The sequence below is a fragment of the Cupriavidus sp. P-10 genome (assembly GCF_003402535.2).
Classification (GTDB): domain Bacteria; phylum Pseudomonadota; class Gammaproteobacteria; order Burkholderiales; family Burkholderiaceae; genus Cupriavidus.
Genome location: NZ_AP025174.1, coordinates 333,699 through 355,909, shown reverse-complemented (window position 1 = coordinate 355,909; position 22,211 = coordinate 333,699). Strand labels below are relative to the sequence as shown.

18 protein-coding genes are annotated in these 22,211 nt (G+C 59.7%); 17 read left to right on the top strand and 1 reads right to left on the bottom strand.

What is annotated here, in order from left to right; genetic code table 11:
• Positions 1–648: 648 nt before the first annotated feature.
• Genes CTP10_RS41145 through pilV form a run of 13 tightly spaced genes read left to right on the top strand, consistent with a single transcriptional unit; the run spans position 649 to position 13,666 of the window.
• Entirely contained in the window at positions 649–1,098 is a 450-nt protein-coding gene (locus CTP10_RS41145; RefSeq protein WP_116321319.1) for a DotD/TraH family lipoprotein, read from the top strand.
• Positions 1,088–1,900: a type IV secretory system conjugative DNA transfer family protein gene (locus tag CTP10_RS41140; protein ID WP_116321318.1), complete on the top strand. Its 813-nt coding sequence runs from the start codon at positions 1,088–1,090 to the stop codon at positions 1,898–1,900. Before CTP10_RS41145 ends, CTP10_RS41140 begins: the two co-directional genes overlap by 11 nt.
• Positions 1,897–3,015 carry a type IV pilus twitching motility protein PilT gene (locus CTP10_RS41135; RefSeq protein WP_116321317.1) on the top strand — a complete coding sequence of 373 codons (1,119 nt, stop codon included), beginning with the start codon at positions 1,897–1,899 and terminating at the stop codon, positions 3,013–3,015. The genes CTP10_RS41140 and CTP10_RS41135 overlap by 4 nt, the downstream gene beginning before the upstream one ends.
• Positions 3,012–3,281 carry an IcmT/TraK family protein gene (gene icmT, locus CTP10_RS41555; RefSeq protein WP_116321316.1) on the top strand — a complete coding sequence of 90 codons (270 nt, stop codon included), beginning with the start codon at positions 3,012–3,014 and terminating at the stop codon, positions 3,279–3,281. Before CTP10_RS41135 ends, icmT begins: the two co-directional genes overlap by 4 nt.
• Positions 3,282–3,296: 15 nt before the next feature.
• Positions 3,297–4,094, top strand: a complete 798-nt coding sequence (locus tag CTP10_RS41130) for a toxin co-regulated pilus biosynthesis Q family protein (RefSeq protein WP_116298459.1) — start codon at positions 3,297–3,299, stop codon at positions 4,092–4,094.
• On the top strand, positions 4,091–5,842 hold the full coding sequence (gene pilN, locus CTP10_RS41125; protein WP_158577686.1) for a PilN family type IVB pilus formation outer membrane protein: 1,752 nt from the start codon (positions 4,091–4,093) through the stop codon (positions 5,840–5,842). The genes CTP10_RS41130 and pilN overlap by 4 nt, the downstream gene beginning before the upstream one ends.
• A 13-nt stretch (positions 5,843–5,855) precedes the next feature.
• On the top strand, positions 5,856–7,124 hold the full coding sequence (gene pilO2 / locus CTP10_RS41120; RefSeq protein ID WP_116321315.1) for a type 4b pilus protein PilO2: 1,269 nt from the start codon (positions 5,856–5,858) through the stop codon (positions 7,122–7,124).
• Complete coding sequence (gene pilP / locus CTP10_RS41115; protein WP_116321314.1) at positions 7,111–7,707, top strand: type IV pilus biogenesis protein PilP; 597 nt, start codon at positions 7,111–7,113, stop codon at positions 7,705–7,707. The genes pilO2 and pilP overlap by 14 nt, the downstream gene beginning before the upstream one ends.
• A 19-nt stretch (positions 7,708–7,726) precedes the next feature.
• Entirely contained in the window at positions 7,727–9,433 is a 1,707-nt protein-coding gene (locus CTP10_RS41110; RefSeq protein WP_116321313.1) for an ATPase, T2SS/T4P/T4SS family, read from the top strand.
• A gap of 8 nt (positions 9,434–9,441) precedes the next feature.
• Positions 9,442–10,551: a type II secretion system F family protein gene (locus CTP10_RS41105; protein WP_116321312.1), complete on the top strand. Its 1,110-nt coding sequence runs from the start codon at positions 9,442–9,444 to the stop codon at positions 10,549–10,551.
• A gap of 38 nt (positions 10,552–10,589) precedes the next feature.
• The gene (locus CTP10_RS41100) at positions 10,590–11,159 is read left to right on the top strand and encodes a type 4 pilus major pilin (RefSeq protein ID WP_116321311.1); all 570 of its coding nucleotides are present in this window, start codon (positions 10,590–10,592) and stop codon (positions 11,157–11,159) included.
• Positions 11,160–11,194: 35 nt separating this feature from the next.
• Complete coding sequence (locus CTP10_RS41095; RefSeq protein WP_116321310.1) at positions 11,195–12,205, top strand: ATPase, T2SS/T4P/T4SS family; 1,011 nt, start codon at positions 11,195–11,197, stop codon at positions 12,203–12,205.
• 9 nt (positions 12,206–12,214) lie between these two features.
• The gene (gene pilV / locus CTP10_RS41090; RefSeq protein ID WP_116321309.1) at positions 12,215–13,666 is read left to right on the top strand and encodes a shufflon system plasmid conjugative transfer pilus tip adhesin PilV; all 1,452 of its coding nucleotides are present in this window, start codon (positions 12,215–12,217) and stop codon (positions 13,664–13,666) included.
• A 317-nt stretch (positions 13,667–13,983) separates the two neighbouring features.
• Here the strand turns inward: pilV and CTP10_RS41085 are convergent, their stop codons facing one another.
• Positions 13,984–14,181, bottom strand: a complete 198-nt coding sequence (locus CTP10_RS41085; protein ID WP_233528223.1) for a hypothetical protein — start codon at positions 14,179–14,181, stop codon at positions 13,984–13,986.
• On the opposite strand from CTP10_RS41085, the gene CTP10_RS41550 reads away from it, so the two are divergent.
• The 4 genes from CTP10_RS41550 to CTP10_RS41070 all read left to right on the top strand — a co-directional run bounded on the left by CTP10_RS41550 (position 14,149) and on the right by CTP10_RS41070 (position 22,176).
• Entirely contained in the window at positions 14,149–14,370 is a 222-nt protein-coding gene (locus CTP10_RS41550; RefSeq protein ID WP_411860315.1) for a hypothetical protein, read from the top strand. The two genes, CTP10_RS41085 and CTP10_RS41550, sit on opposite strands and share 33 nt — an antisense overlap.
• Positions 14,371–14,593: 223 nt before the next feature.
• A complete protein-coding gene (locus CTP10_RS41080; protein ID WP_116321307.1) occupies positions 14,594–15,622 on the top strand; it encodes a hypothetical protein in 1,029 nt (342 codons plus the stop codon).
• A gap of 20 nt (positions 15,623–15,642) precedes the next feature.
• A complete protein-coding gene (locus CTP10_RS41075) occupies positions 15,643–16,830 on the top strand; it encodes a hypothetical protein (protein WP_147316235.1) in 1,188 nt (395 codons plus the stop codon).
• A gap of 222 nt (positions 16,831–17,052) precedes the next feature.
• Complete coding sequence (locus CTP10_RS41070; RefSeq protein WP_158577684.1) at positions 17,053–22,176, top strand: strawberry notch C-terminal domain-containing protein; 5,124 nt, start codon at positions 17,053–17,055, stop codon at positions 22,174–22,176.
• Positions 22,177–22,211: the final 35 nt, after the last annotated feature.

Below are 22,211 nucleotides of genomic sequence, written 5' to 3'. Positions count from 1 at the left end.
GGCGCCTATGTTGCACCATTTCACCCAATGCGACAAGGTGGGCAAGGGCGAAAGGTCGCCTGTATCTCAACGCAGCTTCTCGCTCAGATTCCAGATTGGGTGAAAGCATCCTGCTACCCATTCTAGAATGGGTGAACAGTCATTCCAGATTGGGCGATATCTACCCATGCAGCGATTCCATACTGGGTGAATAGCCATTCTAGACTGGGTGAAAGGTGCCCGCTAAGCCGCCTCCGGCAACACTTCTAGCCTCGTAAACGCTTTTAAAGCTGTATACGTAAACGTAAACCCAAACATACATTCCAAACTGGGTGAAACGTCGCCTCGCCCCAGGAAGCTCTATGTTGTTGCTTCTTAGATCAGCCATTTCAACAAGCCCCATGGGGCACTGATGCGCCCGATAGCAGTAGCACCCAACACTCGGGTTAGCTCTTCCATAACTCGTACGGATCCCGGCCTCGCGCTGAGCTTCGTCCGGACCATGCTGCCCACGACAGAGCCCGCAACGCCCACTCGAACCGCTCAACAACCACTCCATGCCTAGTAGTAACGGCCATCGCGACTCATGCATACGAGGCACATTTTTGTTTGAACGCGAAATTCCGTATGATATGATCGATACGAAATTTTCAGGACCAGCATAACCGTATGATGTTCAAGCGTCCTCACATGCTCTCGTTGCCAGTAGCGGCCTGCCTTTCCGCCTGCGCGACACCTCCGGCAGCTGTTGATGAAACGGCCCGCATGCTCGACACCAAGCTGACTGCGTCCGCTCAGAAGATCGACGCCATGCTAGTTGATATCGCGCGCGCTGGTGCGCTCACATCGCCGGCCCAGAAGCCAAGTAAGGTCGAAATCAACGGCGACCTCGTCACCGTCATATGGCACGGCGACGCTCCGGACGTCATCAAAAAGATGGCTGAGGCGAAGGGGCTTACTTTCGATATCAAGGGCCGTCGCGTGCCGTCCCCGGTAGCGATTGAAGCAGTCAACACGCCTTTTGTCGCGGTGCTGGAGAACATCGGCGTCCAGCTCGGCGGGCGAGGGGACGTCATCCTTCGTCAGCAGTCCTTGGAAGTTCATTACCGTGCGAATTGACCCCAAGGCGCTCTTGCCGCTTGCTGCCGCGCTAGTGTTTGCAAGCGAGGCAGCCATTGCGCAAATGTCGCTGGACCAGATCTCCTCACTTTCGGCGGACACCGTGCCCGCTGACGTTGAGGTGACGCCGGTTCGCGCCGCGATCTTGCGCGAGGCCGCACGGAGCATGGGGTCCCAGGCCGGTTTGGCTGACCGTTGCGCGGTGTTGGTGGCCGACCTGGAAAAGCGCGCCTATGTGCTTGACAGGCAATATCGCTTCTCCGCGTACGTCACCAAGAATGGGCTCCTGCCGCCAGTGATTACCGAAGCCCGGGACGCCGTTCAGTCGTCCGACGAGCAGGTCCGTGTGGCCGACCGCATTTACAAGATCGTCGTCAAGGCGAAGCCAGTAACGACTCCACCTTCCTGGCGCGACTACCTCTTCGTGGGCTTGCGCCTGACCAAGGACGTACCGATGCCTGTGTCGTCGGCACTGCCAAAAACTCCCGCGGAAAAGGCGTTCTGGAAGAAGAACGTCGCCGATGGTTGGGCTCATGGTCAGAAGCTGGCGGACGAGATTCTTGAGCGGAACCTCGCCAGGCTGGACCGCGACTTCATTGGAATCATGCGGTACTCGTATCTCCTAAACAACGGCATGGTGTCTGAGCCGACCGTCGCGGTGGCCCCTCGTGTGGTGAGCGGAGACCGCAACGAGCTGCGTTTGGGTGACACGCTCATGCGGGTCACGGATACGGGCGGCTTCATTACCGACCCCAAAAAGTGGCAACCAACTGTGCTGCCAGCCTCGGGAGCGGCGAAATGACGCACGACTACATCCAGCCGTTCGATCTGGCTCCGAACTTCTCCGAAAGCGAGTGCCAGTCCTTTCTCAGCTATTGCTCTGAGAAGGGCGCCTCCGACATCGTCCTGCAGACCAATGACTACGCCTGGGTCGAGATCAAAGGCCGTCAGCGCAAGGCGAGCACTCGTCCTCTGCGCGACCAAGAGATCAAGGCGCTGTTGAGCGGCGCGTTTGGAGCAGACCTGATTGGCGTTATTCGCGGCGGGCGTGATGCTGACCGCCCATATCGCTTCACCATTGCGCGCGAGAACTTTCGCTATCGCGTGAACATCGCGAGTGGCCAGATTGGCGACTCCGATGACGGCATATCCGTGACCATGCGCTCGATTCCAGAAACGCCCGTCGCGATGCCGTCGCTCGGCCTGCCTGCCGGCATCGAGGAAAACTTGTACCAGCCGCGCGGCCTGGTGCTGATCTGCGGCCCGACGGGTTCTGGTAAGACGACGTTGATGTCGGCGTTCTATGCCCACTGCTCTGAGCACGTCGGCGACGCGAAGATCCTCCTCTACGAAGATCCCATCGAGTTCCTCTATACGAAGGTGAAGAACAATGGCCCGCGCATTCGGCAAATGCAGATTGGCCGCCACATTCCGGATTTCGCAGCTGGCGTGCGCAATGCCATGCGATGCAAGCCAACGATCATCGGTATTGGCGAAGCCCGTGACGCTGAGACCATCGGCACGCTGGTGGAGGCCGCCCTCACGGGGCACGGCGCCTACGCGACCATGCACACCGATAGTGTTGCAGAAACCATCAGCCGCGCCATTCAGGTCTTCCCGCCCGCGCAGCATTCGGCAGTGGCGTCCAAGCTGCTGGGGTCGATCCGTCTCGTTGTCGTGCAGATCCTCGTGCCGACTCTGGATGGCGACCGCTTGGCTGTCCGCGAATGGCTGTACTTCGATGATGCGATTCGCGCCGAGATGGGCGAAATGGACTACACGAGTTGGGGCAGCTACCTGCGCCGCCAGGTCGCAGAGCGCAATCAAAGCATGAGTGGCGGACTAAAGGTGTTGTTGGAGGCAGGGCGCATCGACGCGAAAGCCTACAAGCGCTACGCAGGGGAGGCAAACGCATGAGTGGCAGAAAGTCGATTTGGCGTGATGCAGCTCGTACGCCTCGCATTGCATCCATCGATGCGCGCGCGTTCTTTCCGCTCATTTTCGCGCTCTTTCACATGCGCGTGTGGACGTTCAGCGTCGCGTTCATTGTTGTTGTGATGTTTCGACTCATGGAGACACGCGGCTACACATTGCCCGTGTTCCTGAGAGCGGTTCGGCACTGGCTACGTGGCAGGAGTGTGGCTTCTCGCGGGTGGTGGGTACACCGCCGCTTCTTTGACTGAAGGATCTCAGAGCAAATGGATAAGAAGAACCTGGTGGCAGCGCTGATGGCGAGCGGTCTGCTCTGTAGCGGCGGGGCCATGGCCGGCTTCATCAATGAATCTGCACCCGCAGCGCCAACTCCTGCTGCGTCGACCCAGACGCCTGCTGGCGAGAGCAAGCCCGCAGAGGCCAAGCAACCCGAGTCGAACCAAAGCCCCGGAAAGCAACTTTCTGAGACACGCGCTACAGCTGGTCGTCTTGTCGAGATTGGTACACGACCGGCAAGTGTTAAGGAGGCGCGAGGAAAGGGCTCGGCCATGGCGCTCGCAGATGTAGTCCCTGCAGTCTTGCCGACGGCTTTTCACGCAGACTACGCGGATGTAAGCCGTAACGTGCCCGTCAGTTGGTCTGGCGGCAAGCCATGGCCTGTAGTCATGGGAGAGGTGGTTTCACAATTGCCTGGTGTTGTTGCCACGATTGACTGGACCAATCAAACCATCACATTCGGCATGCAGAAGGTGCGCGCTACGGGCCCAGGCTCTGCCAATGCAGTGCCCGCGGCAGCGAGATGGGAAGTGCGCGCAAGCGACCTCACGCTGCGCCAGTCGCTGATGCGTTGGGCGAAGGACGCCGGCTGGCAAGTTGCATGGGAAGTGAAGTACGACTTCCCGGTGCAGCTCGAGGCTGCATTCGGTGGCACGTTCGAAGACGCGGTGGAGCAATTCACAGCTTCGCTGCGGACCAGCGAATTCCCGCTGCTGGGCTGCATGTACGAAGGAAATCGTGTGGTCCGTATCCTCCATTACGGCGACAAGAAGGAATGCGAAAAGTGAACATCAATCCTACCGTGCGCAGGCTCTTTGCCGCATCCCCGCTGTTTCTCGCCGCTTGCGGCACATTGCAGCAGAATGTCGACAGCCAATACATGGCGAACCGCGACGCCGTCACCGACTACAGCAACAAGGTCCTCACCCAAACGACGACCAGCAATGTGCCGTTGGTCCAGAAGAGCAGTGGGGCCTGGCTTGGCGGTAAGGCGCTGCCTCTTCAGGCAGATCTCACCCTCCCGGAGGTGTTTCGCAAGCGCTACGCCTTCAAGTTTCCGGGGAAAGTTGGGATTGAGACTGTCGCCCAGCGCGTGACGCAGGTAACTGGAATTCCCGTCCGCGTGAAGCCCGACGTTCTCCTGCCCACCACCGCATTTGTGACCGGTGGTAATGCCATCGCGCAGACCGCACGTCAAACTGCACCGACGACTACCGCGAGCAGCGGATCTGTCTTGCCACCGCTCCCCGCGCCTCAAACGATGGGCAATCAGTCGTCGCTGCTGGCGACAGGCCTGTCAGCAAGCGGGGCATTCAACCCCGGCCTTGCCGAGTATGAAATGAACTACGAGGGCCCAGTCAGTGGCTTTCTGGATCTTCTGTCTGCTCGCGCTGGGATCTCGTGGGAATATCGAGAGGGCGTAATTTCGCTGCATCGCCTGGTGACGAAGATCTTCACCCTCAAAGCGATTCCAGGTGATTCGACATTCAAGTCGGCCATCGGCAAGCAAGGCCAGACGCAAGCTGGTGCTGTGGGGTCGACAAACTCCCAGTCGAGCGCGGGCTACAACTCGCAGACGAACATCGAGATGAACTCAAAGTTCAGCCTCTGGGAGTCGGTTGAGGACGCGATCAAGTCGGTGATCTCCCCCGCAGGCAAGTACGCGATCTCGCAGGCCTCGGGCACCATCACGGTGACGGATACGCGAGATGTTGTCGACCAGGTGGCGAAGATTGTCGATCACGAGAATGCTGCCAACACGCGCCAGATTGCAATGCGCGTGGAAGTCCTGTCCGTCAAGCTGAACAACGGTCAGGAATTCGGTGTCGACTGGGATCTGGTGTTCAATCAAGTCTCCAATCTGGTGCCGTGGTCCTTGCGCTTCTCCTCGCCCGCGTCGCTTGTCAGTAACAACGCAGCGAACCTCGGCGTATCGATTCTCGCGCCGACGAATGGCGCGATGTCGGCCTCGCAGGCGCGATGGGGCGGCTCGAAGGCGTTCTTCAAAGCGCTGTCGAGCTTCGGGCGCGTGAGCGTGGTCACAACCGCGAACGCAATGACTTTGAATCGCCAACCCGTTCCGGTCGCGATCACGAATCAGACTACCTATCTCGCGAAGGTCACGCCTGCTCCTGCAGGTGCCAGTGGCAGTGCCGGGGGTACGCCGGGTCTGGAACCTGGTACGGTGACAACCGGTTTCCTGCTGAATCTTTTGCCGACTGTCCTGGACAGCAACAGCATTCTGTTGCAGTTTGGTCTCGGTATCTCGGATCTCACGGCGCTCGTGGACGTCCCATCTGGCGATCAGAAGATCCAGGCACCGGAGATCTCCTCGACTGACTTCCTGCAGAAAGTCGCGATCCGACCTGGGGAAACGCTCGTGCTGTCAGGCTATGAGCGCAGCGCGGGTCAATACGACAAGCGCACGCTGACATCCGGCGCGCCTATCGGATTGGGTGGGTCGATCAACGGCACGTCCAATCGCGAAGCCGTGGTCATCCTGGTGACGCCGGTCCTGTCCGAAGGCGCAATCTAAGGCAGGCGAGAGTATGTCTGTGCACATTGTTCCAGTGGGCGACGCACTGGCCGTCTTCGGTCTAAGCTGGCACCCGCTTAGCGACACCGACCGCGAACGGGCGGAGGCGCGTCAACTGTTCAAGGAATTTGACGCGTCGCATAGCGTTCGCGCGGCAAGCCAGGTGGAGGTCCTCTACGGCTTGCTGCCAGCTGATGACCGGCGTTCGTTGGTCGCTGCCGGCACGATCCCGCGCAACGCTAAGCTGGTATCGCCTGCAATCCTCCTGGCGACGATGCCGGACGCGGGGACAAACCTACTTTGGGCGGAATTCCGTGGCGACTCGGCGCATATGGCGGTCGTTGAGAACGGTGTTCCCTTCCCAGGTGGCGACTATCGTGGCTCGAAGGCGGAGGTAATGGCCGCAGCCGAATCCATCCTGGCGCAGACCGATTCGAAGTTCCAGTTCTTTGGGAACTTGCTGCCTGACAGCATCCCACTGCCGCTAGCAGACCTGGTCAAAGAGGGTGACATCAAGGGAGCTACCCTGACGCCAGCGTCGCGTGGCGTCGATCCGAAGCTACTGCTCCTTGTGGCACTGCTTGCTGTGGTCGGCGCGGGATACGGCTACTCGACCTGGAGCAAGGAACGTGACAGGGCGGCTCGCTTGGCGGCGCGCGCCAAGCAACAGGATCCTCAGAAGCTGTATGCTGCAAGCCTCGCAGCGGCTCTCTCAACAGCCGGCCCTCCGGTCGCGGAGGCCGCGCCGCCTCTCATCGAATCAGCGATGAATCAGGAGGTGTACGAAGGCGGGTGGATGATGAAGCAGGTTGTCTGTGAGGCAAGCGGCTGCACCTACGCATGGGAGAACGTCGGCGGCAACAATTTCTCGCTCAAGAGTGCGATGGGTGGAAGGGAAATCACCGCGTCTCTGGATGGAAAAGGAGCGTCGTTCACTGTGCCTGCGAAGAACGCGCCGCCTTCGCTCCTCGATCCTTCGCGCTTGCCCACCATGCAGCATTTCATGGAGGACACCGGTTCCTTTTCGCAGGACGTTCGCCTAATTGGCGTCCAATACACCTTCACACCTACGGAGATTTTCGGGGCGGACCCGGCCATTCCTGCAGGATCCATCAAATCGCCAGTTCGTGCTGGCACCTTCAGCTATACAGGCCCGCTCGCGCTTGCGACGGAGATCGCGTCGCTGTTGCCTCGCAACATGACATTTGCGCGCGTAACGCTGGGGTCCGATAGCACTGGGCCAACATTCAATCTGGAAGGCAAATACTATGTCAAAGACTAAGCCGGTCGCGGTTCTCTCCGCGGTGCTGCTGTGCGCTTCGGTCGCACAGGCCGCGCCGTTGCGGGATCTTGTAGACGAGCAGCGCGCAGCGATGGCTGATGAGATTGCGAAGAAGCGAGCGGAGTCGAAGGCGAAAGTAGACGCACCAGCTGCCGGTACGCAATCCGCTGCGGCCCCTGTCCAGACGCAAGTTGTGGGGGAAGACACCAAGCCACGCATTGAGGACGTCTCAGTGGTAGCCGTGTATGGTGAAGTGGGAAAGCTCACTGCCGATGTTTCCGTGAAGGGCGGCGTGCCCACCGCGGTCAAGGAAGGCTATGAAGTCATGCCGGGCTGGTACGTGGACTCGATTACTTCGCAAAGAGTGAACTTCACCCGAGGCAAGAAGAAGGCCAAGGGGGTCACACGTCATGTCGTCTACTTGTCCGAGCCCGCAACGGTCGCAACCACGCAATCGCGCGGCATCGCACCTCCAACTGGCTTCGGCTCTTCCTTGCCGCCTATCATCGCACCGACCCCGACGCAAGTCAGTCCCTTGGCGCAGGCTTTGACGAACATGGCAGCTGGCGCTGCCAAGCGCTAAGCGGCACGAGAGCACGCTGATGAACGCCATTGCGAACCTCCTTGGCTTTGGGCCAAAGAAGCCGGTTGTAGTCGCGCCGGTGGCCAAGCGAAAAGTCGCGGCGAAGCAAGCCGCGCAGCCCGCTGCCGAGCAGCATAAGTGGGTACGCAGTTTTGCCGAGATTCCTACGTATCGTTGTATCCATACGGGGAGGAAGAGCGATTTGGCAAAAGGCGTCACAGACGACTTTCGGCGCGGCTGTATCGCCTTGGGTAACGAGAAGTCTGCAAACTTCTACGTCGATCCACGCTTCCACGAAGGCCGAAAGTCGTTGGTTCGCTCCATGGCGGCGCAGCTCAAAGCTATCGGCATCCGGATCGACGGTTACTACTACGCTCCGGAGGAGTTAATCGCTCAGCTGTATGCGACCGAATCCACACTGGATACGAGCAACGGCGTCCTTACGGAAGGGCTGACGTCCGCAGAGATCTTCTGGAACGAGATGATCGACCAGGGGCTGGAGCTAGGCGCGACAGACCTGCACGTTCTGCTCGAGGAGGCAAACCGGACTGGATCCTTGCTGTACCGGGTGAACGGAGATTTGATACCCCCACGATCCGCGGACAAGGGCATCCATCCGATTGACACGGTGAAGGATGCTGTGGCGTTCGCCTACAACAAGTTGCATGCCGACAAGACCAATAACGATGCGGGCTTTAGCACCGAAATCGATCTTGAATGCATGGTGCCGTATGACAACGGCAAAGAAGCCTTCAACATCCGCTATACGGGCACGCCGAATTTCGGTGGGTTCACCGTCTACTTGCGCTATCTGTTCTCCAAGACCACCGACTGGTCTTCACCGCAAGGCGCTGGCTATTCGGATGACCAGGCGGCCCTGTTGTTCTCTGCGATGCGTGCGCGCAAGGGGGCGGTGAGCTTTTCTGGCATCACCGGATCCGGAAAGTCCACGACTGCCAAATACTTCTTGGAGCAGGTCGATCAACTGAACGGACACCGTCTAAACATCATCACTGTCGAGCACCCTGTGGAATACAAGATTCACGGGGCCCGCCAGAAGACCATTCAGGAAACGACCCCGGATGCGTGGCGAGACGTGCAACGGCGGCTGGTCCGTGAAGATCCGGATGCGGTATTCATCGGTGAAGTACGGTGCGTTGAGTCAGGCCAGACGGCGAAGATCATGAACGAAACAGGGCACCTCACCCTGTTCACAGTGCATGCAGACTCCGTGCTCGGTGTCTTCAATCGTTTGGTTGATCCGACGATTGGGTTCACTCTGGGAACGCTGACTATGCCGAATTTCTGGAACTTGATCGTGTATCAAGCGCTGGTGCCAACCCTCTGCAAAGACTGCAAGCAGCCCGTGGACGAACAGTTGCCTGACCTCGCGCGGTTTCTGCAGGATCGGTTCAGCCTCGATACCACTCAAATGCGCGTGCGCAACGAGCATGGGTGCGACAAATGTAATCACACAGGAGTCGCAGGTGTCGAAGTGGTGGCGGAGATGCTGCAGCCGACCCGGGCAATTCTGGAAAAGATCCGCAAAGGGGACATCTTCGACGCGGAACGGATCTGGCGTAGCTCTTGGGACGGGCGCTTTGACTCGCCAAACATGACAGGGAAGACCGTATTCCAGCATGCCCTGTACAAGGCGTACCTCGGACGCATTGATCCGCGGACGGTAGAAACCTTCGAAACGTTCGACCGGTTCGAGATCATTTGAGAAGCACCATGGCACTCCAAGAACTTATCGATGAGATCAAGTATCGCGCCGCGGTGCGCGCGTTCCGCAAGACTAGGGAGAAGTTCTATGACTCCCTGGCGGAATCCATTGCGGACGGGGAGGCTATGGCCAGATACTTCAGCGCCTTGGCCGCACGCGCCGCGGCACAGAAGGATCCACTCGCCGTGTTGTACAGGCAATGGCTGCGGCGAATGGACATGCCAGGCGCAGAAGGTGGTCGACTTTCCCACGTGTTGAAGGGATGTGCCCCCGAGATGGATCTGATGATTATCTCAGCACAAGACCTCACGTTGCACCGCTTGCCTGAGACGCTTCGGTTCCTCGCGGTCACGATCAAGTCACAACGAAAGCTGAACAACGTACTGATCAAAGCAGTCACTGTGCCAGTCATTGCGCTTGCCATCACCGTTGTCTTCATGGTTGTCCTCTCGTTGCTTGTGGTGCCGGTGTTCTCACTCATCGCCCCGCCTGAGAAGTGGGGGACCGCCGGCTACTCCCTGTACCTCATCTCGTACGCAGTCACCCATTACGGGATCTTAATCGCGGCCTTGGTTGCTGTGGGGGTGTGGGCGTATGTCTGGTCCATCCGAAACTGGACAGGCCCCTATCGGGTGAAGGCAGACCGATTGGTCTTCTACCGTGTGTTCCGTGACTATTACGCAGCCCAGTTTCTGGTTGCTGTCGCGTCGATGCTGGCGGCAGGCGTCGGCATCGACGCGACCCTTGATGAACTGAAGAAGCGTTCCAGTCCGTGGTTGCGGTGGCACATCAGGAAGATCGCTAAAAACCGTCTAAGAGCCTCGCGCTCGCATGGCGAGGCCTTCAACACTGGCGTCCTTGCGCAGCCCATTGCCAACCGGCTCATCGACAGTAGCCGTCGTAGCAGCGATTTCCCTGCCGTCATGAAGCGGATAGGCATCGAGGGGATGGACGAAACCCGGCAACAAGTCGAGGAAAGCGCATACAGGCTGAATATCACGATGATCCTGATCATGGGGGTAGTCGTGGGCTATCTCATCCTCGGCACGATGCGCACTGGGCAGGATCTCTCCAGTGCAATGAAGAGCCAACTCAATCACCAGCAGCACCGCCGCTAAGCGGCGAAACGTACTTTCCAACGAAAAGGAGCACTCTCATGAATCAATCGCGCACTTTCCGCAAAATCAACGCTCGTAGCATTCGCAAGCAGCAGGGCGGTTTCACCCTGGTGGAGCTGCTGATTGCTGCCGTGCTGCTGGCTCTCGGTATTGCCGGCATCTATAAGGGTGTCTCGGACTACATGTCCAACGACCGCGCGAATCGCGAGATGAAGGAGTTGCCGGCCATCATTACTGCGATCCAGCAGAAATACGCGCAGCGACAGAACTACGCCGGCGCAACCACGGCAGGCTTGATTAACCTGGGTGTTTTTCCGCAGTCCTGGGTCGTCGGCGCCACGGTTCAAAACCGCTGGGGCGGTACCGTTACCGTTGGTACTGCGACTCTCGTGTCGGCAAACGATGCCCTGACGCTGTCCTTCACGCAGGTTCCCCAGGCGGAATGCGCGGACGTCATCCCTGGCGTGGAGCAGAACGTGCGCGTTGTCACGGTGGGCGGCACTTCGGTAAAGGCAAACAACGCGCAGACCGACATGACGGCGCTTGGCACGGCCTGTGCAGCTGGCGGTGTGGCAAATACCGTCGTCTACACCATCGGCAAGGCATAAGCCGGGCTGAAAACGGATCAGGAGAACGGACGGTGATGAACGGCGACTTCCCCATCGATGACATGCTGTGGCTTGAGGCTTCTAGCTTTCGTGACTGGCATGTGGATCTCGATGACATCGAGAAGACTGTGGTATTTCGTCCCTTGCGGGATGGTGAGGCAACGGCGCAGTCCATCCCGTCCCGGGTTCCGCAGTCGATGCTCCCGGTGCGCGACGCTATCGCGCAAGTCCTTAAGCAAAAAGTCGGCGATAGCACCGTAAAGAGTCTGTCTTTTCCTGTCGGTCGGCTCTTCTTCCGAGGCGAACGGATTCGACCAGGTCGATATGCACTCCGGCTTTCGCCGAAAGTGGTCCAGAATCTTGGGGAGCTGAAGCTGGGGGCCGAGGCATCGCAGCTCCTCCTGGACGAGGACTTCCGCAAAGGCGGTCTGATCCTGGTTGCCGGCGACACAGGGTCTGGCAAGACAACGACGGCCTACGCAACGGTCAAGGAACGGCTGGCGCGCTACGGTGGCTATTGCCTGACTGTCGAAAGTCCTGTCGAGAAGGAGTTGGAGGGCTTTCATGGTGACGGCTACTGCGAACAGGTGGACGCGACAAACACTGGCTTCAAGTCCGAGGTGGCCAGCGCGATGCGCAAGTTCCCGGCTGAGACTCGTTCGATGTTCTTCTTCGGCGAAGTGCTTGATGAAGAGGCGGCAGCCGAGTTAGCACGACTGATCGGGCGCGGCCATCTCGTCATCACAACCATTCATTCGGCCACGATGGAACAGGCCATTGAGATGCTGATCGCATTCGCCGAGCGCGGCGGCGAAACCTACGCGCGCAGCCTTATTGGGCAAAACCTGCGCGCTGTGGTCCATCAGAAGCTGGAGAATCAGCGTGCGATGGTGCGATGCCTGCGTGTCACGCAGGAGGTGGCAAACATCATCTCGGATTCTGCGGCGGATCTGAAAACGCTCGCGACGGCAATCGATCAACAGCGACGCCAGGCAAGCACTCAACTGCTTGGGCGGGCCGCATTTCAATCCCAGATGCGCCCGTAAGGGACCACTATGCACCGAATCAGACTGCACCGTCGTTCGAAAACCCGCAAAGGCCAGGGTGGCTTCACGATTGTCGAGATGCTGATCGCATCGACGTTGCTGGCAATTGGTCTGTCTGCAGGTATGTGGGCAGCGCGTCAAGATGCGCTGGCTAACGCGTTCGAGGCTCAGGGCGAGACCCTGAAGGCTATCGGCAACGCGGGCGGCAACGAGTACATCCTGCGTTACTACAACGAGCTGCAGAAGGCTGCGCCAAGCATTCCAGGCGTGGCGGACCCATATCAGCCCACGATGGCGGAGTTGAAAGCCATTGGTCTGCCGATTCAGAATTTCGCAGACACGGGCTGGACCAACCTGCCATACCGCTTTCGCTTCCAGCGCGTGCCATCCGGCTGTACGCCACCGGCTTGCGATGTGAACGGTCTCGTCTACCTGGCCGGTCCATTGACGGACCCCGCGACCGGTGGTGTATACGGTCGAGGCCTCGGCGAAGCGATTTCGGCTATCGGCGGCGATGGCGGCTTCTCGGACGATCTCAGCCCAGGTACGATTTCTGGGTTCGGAGGCCAGTGGAATCAAGCCAATCCCATGGGCTCCCAGGTCGGGACGCTGGCAATGCAGGTCGGCTACGCCACGCTGGGCTGGCAGCAATTCCTGCGGCGGGATGGTTCGCTGCCGATGATGGGCACGTTGAACATGCGAGATACCGCGGGTGCTCGTCACGACATCGCGAACGTCAACGCCCTCGATGCACAGTCTGCCAGCCTTCCCGGTTCCAGCAACGCCAACAGTATGCGTGTTGGTAGTACCTACTTTTATGGCGACACCCAGAACACGGCAGTTCGTTCCCAGCCTGGAGGCGGCTTCTATGTTCAGGACGTAAATGGCAACGCAGCGGATATCAAGTCGTCCAGGGATATCTACACGCGAGACGTATACGCGAACACCACACAGGCGAACGAAAGTTACGTGAACGGGTGGTTCCGCGCCCGCAATGACGGCGGTATCTATTGGGAGAAATGGGGAGGCGGCTGGTATATGAGCGACCCCAGCTGGATTCGTGCGTACAACGGCAAGAACATTTGGACGCCCGGTACACTTCAAGCGGACGGCAGCGTGAGTTCCGGATACATCTCGTCATGGGGGCGAGTTCGTTCGGGCGAGTATATGCAGATCGACGGGATCGCGAATGAAAATTGGGGTTGTGGCCCGAATGGGCTTGTCGGTCGGGATGGGCCGGGGGCGCTCCTGAGCTGCCAGAACGGTCTTTGGAAAAAGCTGGGAGGCAGCGACCCACCGGCTGGCTCCCTTTGCGGGGTTCAGTGGAACACTGGGGCACCTACTGTTTCATGCATGGGAATAGGCTGGGGCAGTGGCCCAATGGCATGTCCGGGGGGATGGGGAAGAACCGAGGTGCTGGTGGAGGGTGGCAACCATATGTATATGTGCGTTAAGTATTAGAGACCGATGCCGATAGAGACGAGAGTCGCACGGAGAAGCAACCGGGCGGCTCTTTTCTTGAGGGCGCGGTAAGCGTCAATTTGCATATGTCGTTCGTACTGTATCTGGCTCTTTTGTTGCGCAGGCGGATCTCCGCAGATACCGCATGCCACTTCTTCAATTCAGCATGGCTCTCGCGGAGTCATCGCCACCGGATTTTGCGACGGGCCTTCCCGGCAGTGCACGCCAAATCCAGCATTGCCAGGCCTTTCCACGCTGGTACCTCAGGAAACTTCCTCCTTGGCTACCGTAGCTTCATGAACAGTGGGTGCGTCGTGCTAAATGGTGCGGAGGTTCGCATCGGCGAGCATGTGCTTGTGGGACCCGGCGTAAAGTTCTGCACTGACACGCATCATGTCGACCCTCGCCTTCGGCACAACGAACCGCACTCGTTCAGCAGGCCAATCACGGTAGGCGATCATGCGTGGATCGGCGCTGGTGCTGTGATCTGTCCAGGCGTGGTCATCGGGCAGCATGCCGTCGTGGCTGCTGGCTCGGTAGTGACGCGAGACGTTCCGGCATTCTCTCTCGTGGCCGGCAGTCCCGCCGTCCAGAAACGGACGTGGTCAAGCGCAGAGCATTTCGCGCTGCATACTCCTCACCCCATGGCGCACCACGCGCCGACCGACGCGACGCCAAGCATGGGCTTGCGCGACGCAGCGTAGGCGCTTCCGAGGCGCCTTCTGTTGGGGCAATGCCGAATCGCGTTGGTATCGCCCAACTTTTTTCTTGCGCCATGGGTCACAAATTAATGGCCTATGCAGCGGAATAGCACAAAATCCGTTGCTGGCTAGGCAAAATCCGAGTCGGGCAATGTCAGAAACGACTTGATGCGGCCGCTACGTTACGTATCATTCCTTTGATACGCAACCAACTTGAGCCGCAACCATGCATCCACGAGCGACGGCTTTTGCCGTCCTTGCAGAGCTTCCGCATTGGCATGACATCGCTTGCCGATTCCCTAAATGGGCGGCAGAGGTAGAGCGCCGGCATGGTCCTGACTCCCTCCTTCAAGCTGCCGTTCGGGCCAGCCATTTTTCCCACGACGAAGTCGCTGTTCTTGCAAAAGAACTGAATAGCATCCCGCACCAAGGGCGCACTGCACGCGAGATCTGCGCAGAAAAGCTGCTGCTCGCGGTTCCTGCTCAGCTGACAGTCGTCGGGCAAGCGCAGTGGATCGAAGGCGAAAAGGAAAATGCACTTAACCGCCTGAACGCCATTCCGGCCCCAGGTCTTGGCCAGCAGGTGAGGCCAAAGTTGGCGAAGCAGATGCTACGGCCCGGTAACAGCGTGATGGCGCGCATGCCTGGTAACGGCGTAGTCATGATCTCTCGCACGGACCTGCAGGGGTACGAACAGGCAGTGCAGTTGCATGTGGACGCGCTGATAGCAAGGTCGTCGGGTTGCCGCGTTACTGGTCTGTTCGCGGTGGACTCGCACGCCGGCATCGCCGAGGTCAAGCTGAGTCCTCAAATGCTGGCAGAGATTGACCGCGTTCACGATCACTACTGGCAGTCACATATTGCGGTCAACCAGCTACCCAACCCAGCGAAAGACGAGTTGCAGGAACTCGCAGATCGCGCTGCGTTCCTCAAGCTGCTCGGCGACGCCGCGTATGCCGAATTCAAGGCCATCGAACCCGCACTTCGCTCGCATCTGGCTGAGCAGCGCTTGCGCAGCGCCAGTCTGCAACTGCGAGCCTTGACCGTCGAAGCATCGGAAGCCGGTGATCTGCGCTTCCTGATCGCCCGCAGCCCGCAGATCTCCAGCGTTCGAGAAGCCCTGCGACGTGACGTGGCGGAGATGCTCGATACCCGTTTGTCCTCGGTGACGTCCATTCGCGACGTGCCTGAAACAAAGCTACTTCCGGCAACGGAAATCACCCGAAAGCCTGCACGCAAGCCGGCTTCTTTTTAACTAGCACACAGGAGCAGGAAATGTCCATTCTCAACTCGTTCCAAGAGCAGACCGGTGCGCGTCGTCAGCTGCCCCCCACGGAGAATTTCTCCATGGAAGTCCAGGGCTACAAGCGTGACCCCGCGGGCAAGCCGTTCATCACCGGCATTCGCCAGGACACGGGCGAAGAGGTTTGCGTCTACCTGCGACCGTATACCGGCAAGACACCCCTGAAGGCGCCTCGTGCTGAGATCAAGGACTTCTATGCCAAGCCTGGCGAGATCTCGAGCGTCATCGACAGCCTGCCGAATGACGAGGTCCGCAAGAACGTCATGAAGGGCTATAAGGCCAAGACCGAGCCGGGCGGCACGATCATCGTGCAGCGCGCATTCACCGATGCCGAAGGCATGGTGCAGGCCGGGTGGCTGGTTTCGGCGTCGAAGTACGCCGGCCATACGGTCGTGCATCCCTCCGTCATGGCGCGCGTCGATCCGGTGATCTACCGTGACAACGCCCCGGCCTCGGCCACGGTCACGGTGATCAACCCGGCAATGGCGCAAGTCGTGAAGTCGGGGGAGCAGCTGCAGGGCGCAATTCTGTCGGCATTCGGCGGCAATGGCAATGAAGTGGGCGGTCGCAACGGTGTACTGATCCGCCTCAGCGACGGCCAGGTCAGCAAGGCCGTGGAAGTGGTAGTGCCGCGCATCAAGAATAAGGAGAGCGGTGAGTATTCGGATTTGCCGTTTGACGAAGCCACCGTCCGGTTCCTGCAGTCCTCGACTGGCAAGCAGATTTCCGGCTTCGCCGCGAACCCGGATCTGAATGTCGAAGTGATGCCGCTGGCCTCGCTGTCGATGGGCAGCCAGACCAAAGCCGGCTACGAGCAGAATGGCGGCAAGCTGGACGTTGCCAACCGCGCGTATCGTCTGGATCGCGAAGACCAAAGTGAAACCGGCTTTGCCGAGTCCTACCTGGTGCTGCATCGACTGCCCAACGATGCCAAGGTCTTCACCATGGCCGAGCCGCTGTCGAACAAGCCGCAGCTGTTCCATGCGCGCGACGTTGCCACGGCGAACTACGTTGGCCATAGCGTTACGGCGGAGGCGCGCGACCTGAGCGAAGGCACTCGTGCGGAGGCCGGCTTCGAGGATGAAGAGGACTTCGACCTGCACGACGTCGTGCCGGAGACGGCTGCCCCCACGCAGACCGCCTCGCGCATGCGCATGTAATACCAGGTTCGCCTTCTGGGCCGCCCGCGGGCGGCCTTTTTTCTGCATCAACTCCTGCTTTCCAAGACTATGTCCAGCTCCCCGACAATGCGTTGGCTTGATTTGTCCGCACACAACGCGCGTCTAGCGCTATATCAGGCGGACGACCGAACTACCCACCTCATCGTTGCCGGAGTTTCTTCGGGTTCGCAGCAGTGGCAGGAGTTGGAGGCGCTTGGTTTCGTGGCATCCGCCTCTGGCAAGACGCTGATCCGAGAGGGTGCTGATCTGAACAGTCGCGCGCTTCGCCAGATCTTCCCGCGCGCGGCTATCGCGGACATGGAAGTGTCGCGGGTCTGGATCAAGGCGAAGGCACAGACTGCCTCGCAGAAGTCCACGCGACACGATGCTGAGCCGAGAAAGCGCCGCGCCGACAGTGACGTACTTCAACTCGGCGTCAATCATGCTGGACACCCCGTTTTCGAAGACAAATCCGGTCGGTTCTATCGGTATCAAGGTTCCCAGGTCTATGAGGACCGCTGCTATATCGCAGCCGGCGCAACCGCAAACGAACGCAGTGCCCGCGGTGCTGAGTGGCTGCGTGCCGATGACGACACCGGCCTGCAGTTCTGCGCAGACGGATTTATTCAGGAGATGCTCGGCGGTCGGAACATGCGACAAGCGGATCTGCGGCTGTTTGCGCAAGCAGCATTCGGCGCTGAGAAGCCGCTAGCTGCGTCCGATACCCGGCTACGCCAGGCACAAGAAGCCATTGAAGCCGCCATGCAGCGCGAACTCACTCGCACTGCAGACTCTGCCACCGATGAGGCCTTCGCTCACGCAGTTTCCCTGAGCGACAAGCAGCCGGTCTTCACATTCCGCACGTCCACCAGTGTCGAGAATCAGCAATACTCCACACCGTTGCCGATGTCGGTAGCGGCGCAGAGGATTCTGGCGCCCACATCGGGCGAAACGGTCCTGGAGCCGACCATCGGCAACGCAAGCCTGGTCGCTCTCTTTCCCGCGGACGTGGCTGTTACCGGCGTAGAGATCGATCCCAAGAGGGCGGAGCAGACCCGATTCGGTAGCGAGGTGAACGGCAAGCCGATCACCGTTATCGAGGGCGATTTCGTCGGCATTGGCCAGCGCGGAGGCAAGGACTATGACCGAGTGATCGCGAACCCGCCTTTCGGCGGCTTGCAGCAGTCTGTCGTAGTCGAGGATCTGCGCTGTACCCGCATCGACCACCTCATCGCAATCAAGGCGCTGCAACGGCGCAGGGCGGACGGCCGGGGGGTATTCATCATCGCCGCGGACCGCGAGAGTCTTGTGCACCCCGGCAAGATTGCTGGGGGCAGCAAGGCGTTCTTCGCGTGGCTGTCCGACCATTACGAGCTGGAGGACGTAGTTGAGCTGAACGGTGCCCTATATCGGAAGCAGGGGTCGGAGTACCCCGTGCGCATGGTCACGGTGGGACGTCGGCGTACCGACGCTGAGGCCTCGGAGGCGCTGCGGACCAAGGAGTACCGCCTTGGTGACACGCTGCCGGTGCTCCATACGTGGGATTCGTTGTGGTCCCATGCAAAGGTACTTTCCGACCGTCTGTCCCAAAAGGCTGCCGACTTATCGCAACTCGCTGGCGCGGAGCCGGTCGATAACGACGCTACGGACGCCCACCAGGTGGAATCCGAGGACGTCGAAGCCGAAGCGCTCCCGGCACAGGCCATTGACCTGACCAGCGACGATGGGACGAAGCCGGATGAAGCTGCAGAGGAGACCGCGCACTCGCCGAAGGAAGAGAACGAGTACCAGGCCCCGTACGTGCCCGCGTCCCAGATCAGCGAGCCCACCGCAATGACGCCGCGAAACTTGCTTGAACCGGTGCGTAAGGCGTTGGCAAAGCTAACCGATGAAATCGGCGAGAGCGTCGACAGCTATGTCGCTCGGAAACTCGACTTCACGCCGGAAGATCTCGAAATTGCGTTCACTGCAGAACAAGTAGACGCCATCGCGCTGGCAATCAAGCGTAGCGAAGAAGGGCGCGGCTTCATTCTTGGGGACCAGACGGGCCAAGGAAAGGGGCGCGTACTGGCTGGCATTGCGCGCTATGCCGTACTCAACGGGAAGGCCGTTACGTTCTGCACGGAGAAGGCGAACCTCTTCTCGGACTTCTGGCGCGACCTGAAAGACATCGGCACCGAAGATCTGTTCCGTCCGATGATCCTGAATGCGGACGAGCCCATCCGCAACATGGATACCAACAAAGTCGAGATCAAAGCGACGAAGGCCGGCGAACTGCAGCGCATCATGGACGCCAAGCTGTCAGTGCGCGACGCCGGCTACAACATCATGTTCGCTACCTACTCGCAGTTCAACCGCGAGGCAATAAAGAGCAAGAAGGCAGACTGGATCTCGGATGGCGTCAAGGGCAGCGTCATGATCCTGGACGAGTCCCACGTTGCCGCGGGCGATTCGAACATCTCCGACAACATTGCGCGCGCAGCTGAGTATTGCGACGCCGCCATCTACTCAAGCGCGACGTATGCCAAGGGTGCCAAAAACATGCGCGCGTACCGCAAGGTTTTCCCCGAAAGCGTACAGGTGGAAAGTCTCGCGGATACCCTGGCAGTCGGTGGGGAGCCTCTGCAGGAAGTGCTGTCAGCGATGCTGGCGGAGGAGGGCGTTTTCATCCGTCGCGAACACGACTTGTCCAAGTTGGAATTCCGCACCGTGGTCGCGAGCAAGAATGCCGCCGACTATGAATCGTGGGCCGATTCTCTGAGCGCCGCTCTGCGCGAAATGGCTTACTTCTCCGGTGACGTAACCCGGATCACGAAGCGGATGAACAAGGCCATCAAGAAGGAGTTGGAGAAGCTGCCGGAAGCCGCCCGGAAGGGGAACCGCATGGGTGTTTCCTACCAGAGCTTCGGCTCGCGCCTCTACAACATCCTGCGGCAGTTCAGCCTTGCGATCAAGGTTGACGATGCGGCTGAGGCCGCGGCGAACGCGCTGCGCGAAGGCCGCAAACCGGTGCTGGTAGTCGAACAGACGTTCGAAGCCTTGCTCAAAGAAGCGCTGCAGCAGAACGACTCCCCTGATCCGGACAGTACGGATGCCAGCATGATGGGGATCGGCGGTGATGGAACGACCATCCAGCGTGTGACTTTCCGGGACGTGATGCGACGGGTGGCCGCAAAGCTCGAATACATCTACGTGCGCGACGACTATGGCGTTGGGCACTACGAGCACGTCCTCCAGCAGGCGGAGACTGACGAAGAACGGGAGGCTATCGAGGAAATGCTCGCATCGATGCGCGCACGCATTGATGACTTACCCGATTTGCCTGTTTCACCGTTGGATACGGTGCGGGAACGCATCCAGGCGCTCGGCTACTCGGCTGGCGAGATCTCCGGGCGCAGCTTTGAGACCCGGGTAGACCCGAGTGATCGTAACAGGATGATTGTCACTGTCCGTCCGGACGAGCGACTGCGCACGATCCAAGAGTTCAACAACGGCACCAGGGACGCTGTTGCCATTACCCGAGCCGGGGCGACAGGACTCTCGCTTCATGCCAGCGAGAAATTCGCGGACCAACGACAGCGCGAAATGATCGAGTTGCAGATCGCAAACAATGTCGCAGAACGTGTCCAGTTTTTTGGGCGCGTGAACCGCCGCGGTCAGGTATGCGATCCGATCATCACGACACTTGTGTCGCCGCTTCCTTCGGAGGCGCGGACACTCGCCATGCAGAACGCCAAGCTGCGTAAGCTGTCGGCCAACACGCAGTCGAACCGTAACAACCAGGCGGAGATGCGGGACGTACCGGACATCCTGAACAAGGTCGGCAATGAGATCTGCAAGCGATACCTGATGGAGAATCCGGATATTGCGGCGCTGCTCGATATTGATCCTGAGGAGGAGACACCGAGCGACGATGAAGCGTACTTCGCGAACAAGCTAACTGGCCGGATTGCGCTATTGCCGGTGGCGAAGCAGCGACAGGCGTATGCAGATCTATCACGCGGCTACGCGGAAACGCTGCAGGAGATGGCGGCGAAAGGGATCAATCCATTCCAGACGTCGGTGTATGACTGGGGCGCACGCATTGTCGAGAAAACCGTCTTCCGCCCAGGCACAGAGTCGGGCTCGGTGTTCGACCGTCCGACCTACTGCGCGCGCGTCGAGTGGGAAGAGGAGGTCATTCCGCTGAGTGCCGAGGTCATGCGTGCGGCTGTCGCGCGGAGCCGCCAGCATCTCGTGGAGAACGACGGTCGATTCGAACTGAAGGAGAACCAGTATGCCGTCAGCGAGGCGCATCGCTGGGCACTAGCGCCCGAGAAGCTCATGGCCGACGTGAATGCTGCGTTCGACCATGTGCAGAAGCGAGCGTTGCGCTCGATGACGGAGTTTGAGTCGGTTCAGGCCGCGCTGCAGGCCAGCGAGTCCAATCCGATCAAGTTCTCGCAACTGCGGCGAGACTGGATGCGGGAGAACCTGCCGCGCGTGATGCCAGGCCGCCTGATCCGCTTCACTGGGGAGGAAGACGAGGCGCGTGAAGGCATGGTCATGCACTTCGATCCCCCTGAAGAGAAGGAAGCCGCGCATCTGCTCGGCCAGTATGACGTGAAGGTGGTTGTGCCGGGTTCGGCCACGGCTATCACGCTGACGCTGAACCAGCTGTTTGGGGACCCAATGTATACGCCCCTGGCTCAACTCGCGCCTGGACAGAATGATCCATTCCCTGCGTTTGACGAAGCAAAGCCGGGGCGCATTCTGTTCAGCCGGTATGTGCTCATGGGCAACATGTTCGCCGCAGCCCAGTTCGCAGCACAGAACCGCTTCGGCAACGCCGGCATCTTCGTGGACGATAAGGGCGAGCGCCATCGTGCCGTGATCATGTATGGCCGCGTTACGCGCGAGGACCTGGAGAGCCAACCCTTGGCGCTCTCGAAGAGCCAGGCTGCGGCAATCGTGGAGCGGGCCAGCGCGGAAGGTGTCAATGTCCTTCTCGTCGGTGATCCCGCATTGGAGCCGAAGAATGGGGTGCAACTCGTCTTTAATGGGAAAGATCCAGAGCGCTTCCAGCTGGTCGCACCCGGTACGAAGACGGCTGGGGGAAGCATCTACACCAATACGGCCCTCACCGCCCTGACTGGGGACTTCGGGGGAAATAGGACCTGGATGGCTGTCGACGTCCCGCTCTACAAGCTGGAGCCGGTGATCGAAGCGCTGACTGGACCCTGCGGGCAGGCCCTGTATGTCGCTGCCGGCAAAGCCAAGCGGCTCTTGCCGCAGCACGGCGCAGACGCCGCCTGGAGCGAAGAGCACGCCGAAGGCGCGCCCTCGAGGCCGAAAATGGCCGCATGATGTTGCGTACTATGATAGCGATACGGAACAATAGC

What these genes read in the sequence shown, in the direction of transcription:
- CTP10_RS41145 (WP_116321319.1), top strand. Translation starts at nt 649, where the DNA reads ATGATGTTCAAGCGTCCTCACATGCTCTCGTTGCCAGTAGCGGCCTGC.
- CTP10_RS41135 (WP_116321317.1), top strand. Translation starts at nt 1,897, where the DNA reads ATGACGCACGACTACATCCAGCCGTTCGATCTGGCTCCGAACTTCTCC.
- icmT (WP_116321316.1), top strand. Translation starts at nt 3,012, where the DNA reads ATGAGTGGCAGAAAGTCGATTTGGCGTGATGCAGCTCGTACGCCTCGC.
- CTP10_RS41130 (WP_116298459.1), top strand. Translation starts at nt 3,297, where the DNA reads ATGGATAAGAAGAACCTGGTGGCAGCGCTGATGGCGAGCGGTCTGCTC.
- pilO2 (WP_116321315.1), top strand. Translation starts at nt 5,856, where the DNA reads ATGTCTGTGCACATTGTTCCAGTGGGCGACGCACTGGCCGTCTTCGGT.
- pilP (WP_116321314.1), top strand. Translation starts at nt 7,111, where the DNA reads ATGTCAAAGACTAAGCCGGTCGCGGTTCTCTCCGCGGTGCTGCTGTGC.
- CTP10_RS41110 (WP_116321313.1), top strand. Translation starts at nt 7,727, where the DNA reads ATGAACGCCATTGCGAACCTCCTTGGCTTTGGGCCAAAGAAGCCGGTT.
- CTP10_RS41105 (WP_116321312.1), top strand. Translation starts at nt 9,442, where the DNA reads ATGGCACTCCAAGAACTTATCGATGAGATCAAGTATCGCGCCGCGGTG.
- CTP10_RS41100 (WP_116321311.1), top strand. Translation starts at nt 10,590, where the DNA reads ATGAATCAATCGCGCACTTTCCGCAAAATCAACGCTCGTAGCATTCGC.
- CTP10_RS41095 (WP_116321310.1), top strand. Translation starts at nt 11,195, where the DNA reads ATGAACGGCGACTTCCCCATCGATGACATGCTGTGGCTTGAGGCTTCT.
- pilV (WP_116321309.1), top strand. Translation starts at nt 12,215, where the DNA reads ATGCACCGAATCAGACTGCACCGTCGTTCGAAAACCCGCAAAGGCCAG.
- CTP10_RS41085 (WP_233528223.1), bottom strand. Translation starts at nt 14,181, where the DNA reads ATGCTGCCCGATGACCACGCCTGGACAGATCACAGCACCAGCGCCGAT.
- CTP10_RS41080 (WP_116321307.1), top strand. Translation starts at nt 14,594, where the DNA reads ATGCATCCACGAGCGACGGCTTTTGCCGTCCTTGCAGAGCTTCCGCAT.
- CTP10_RS41075 (WP_147316235.1), top strand. Translation starts at nt 15,643, where the DNA reads ATGTCCATTCTCAACTCGTTCCAAGAGCAGACCGGTGCGCGTCGTCAG.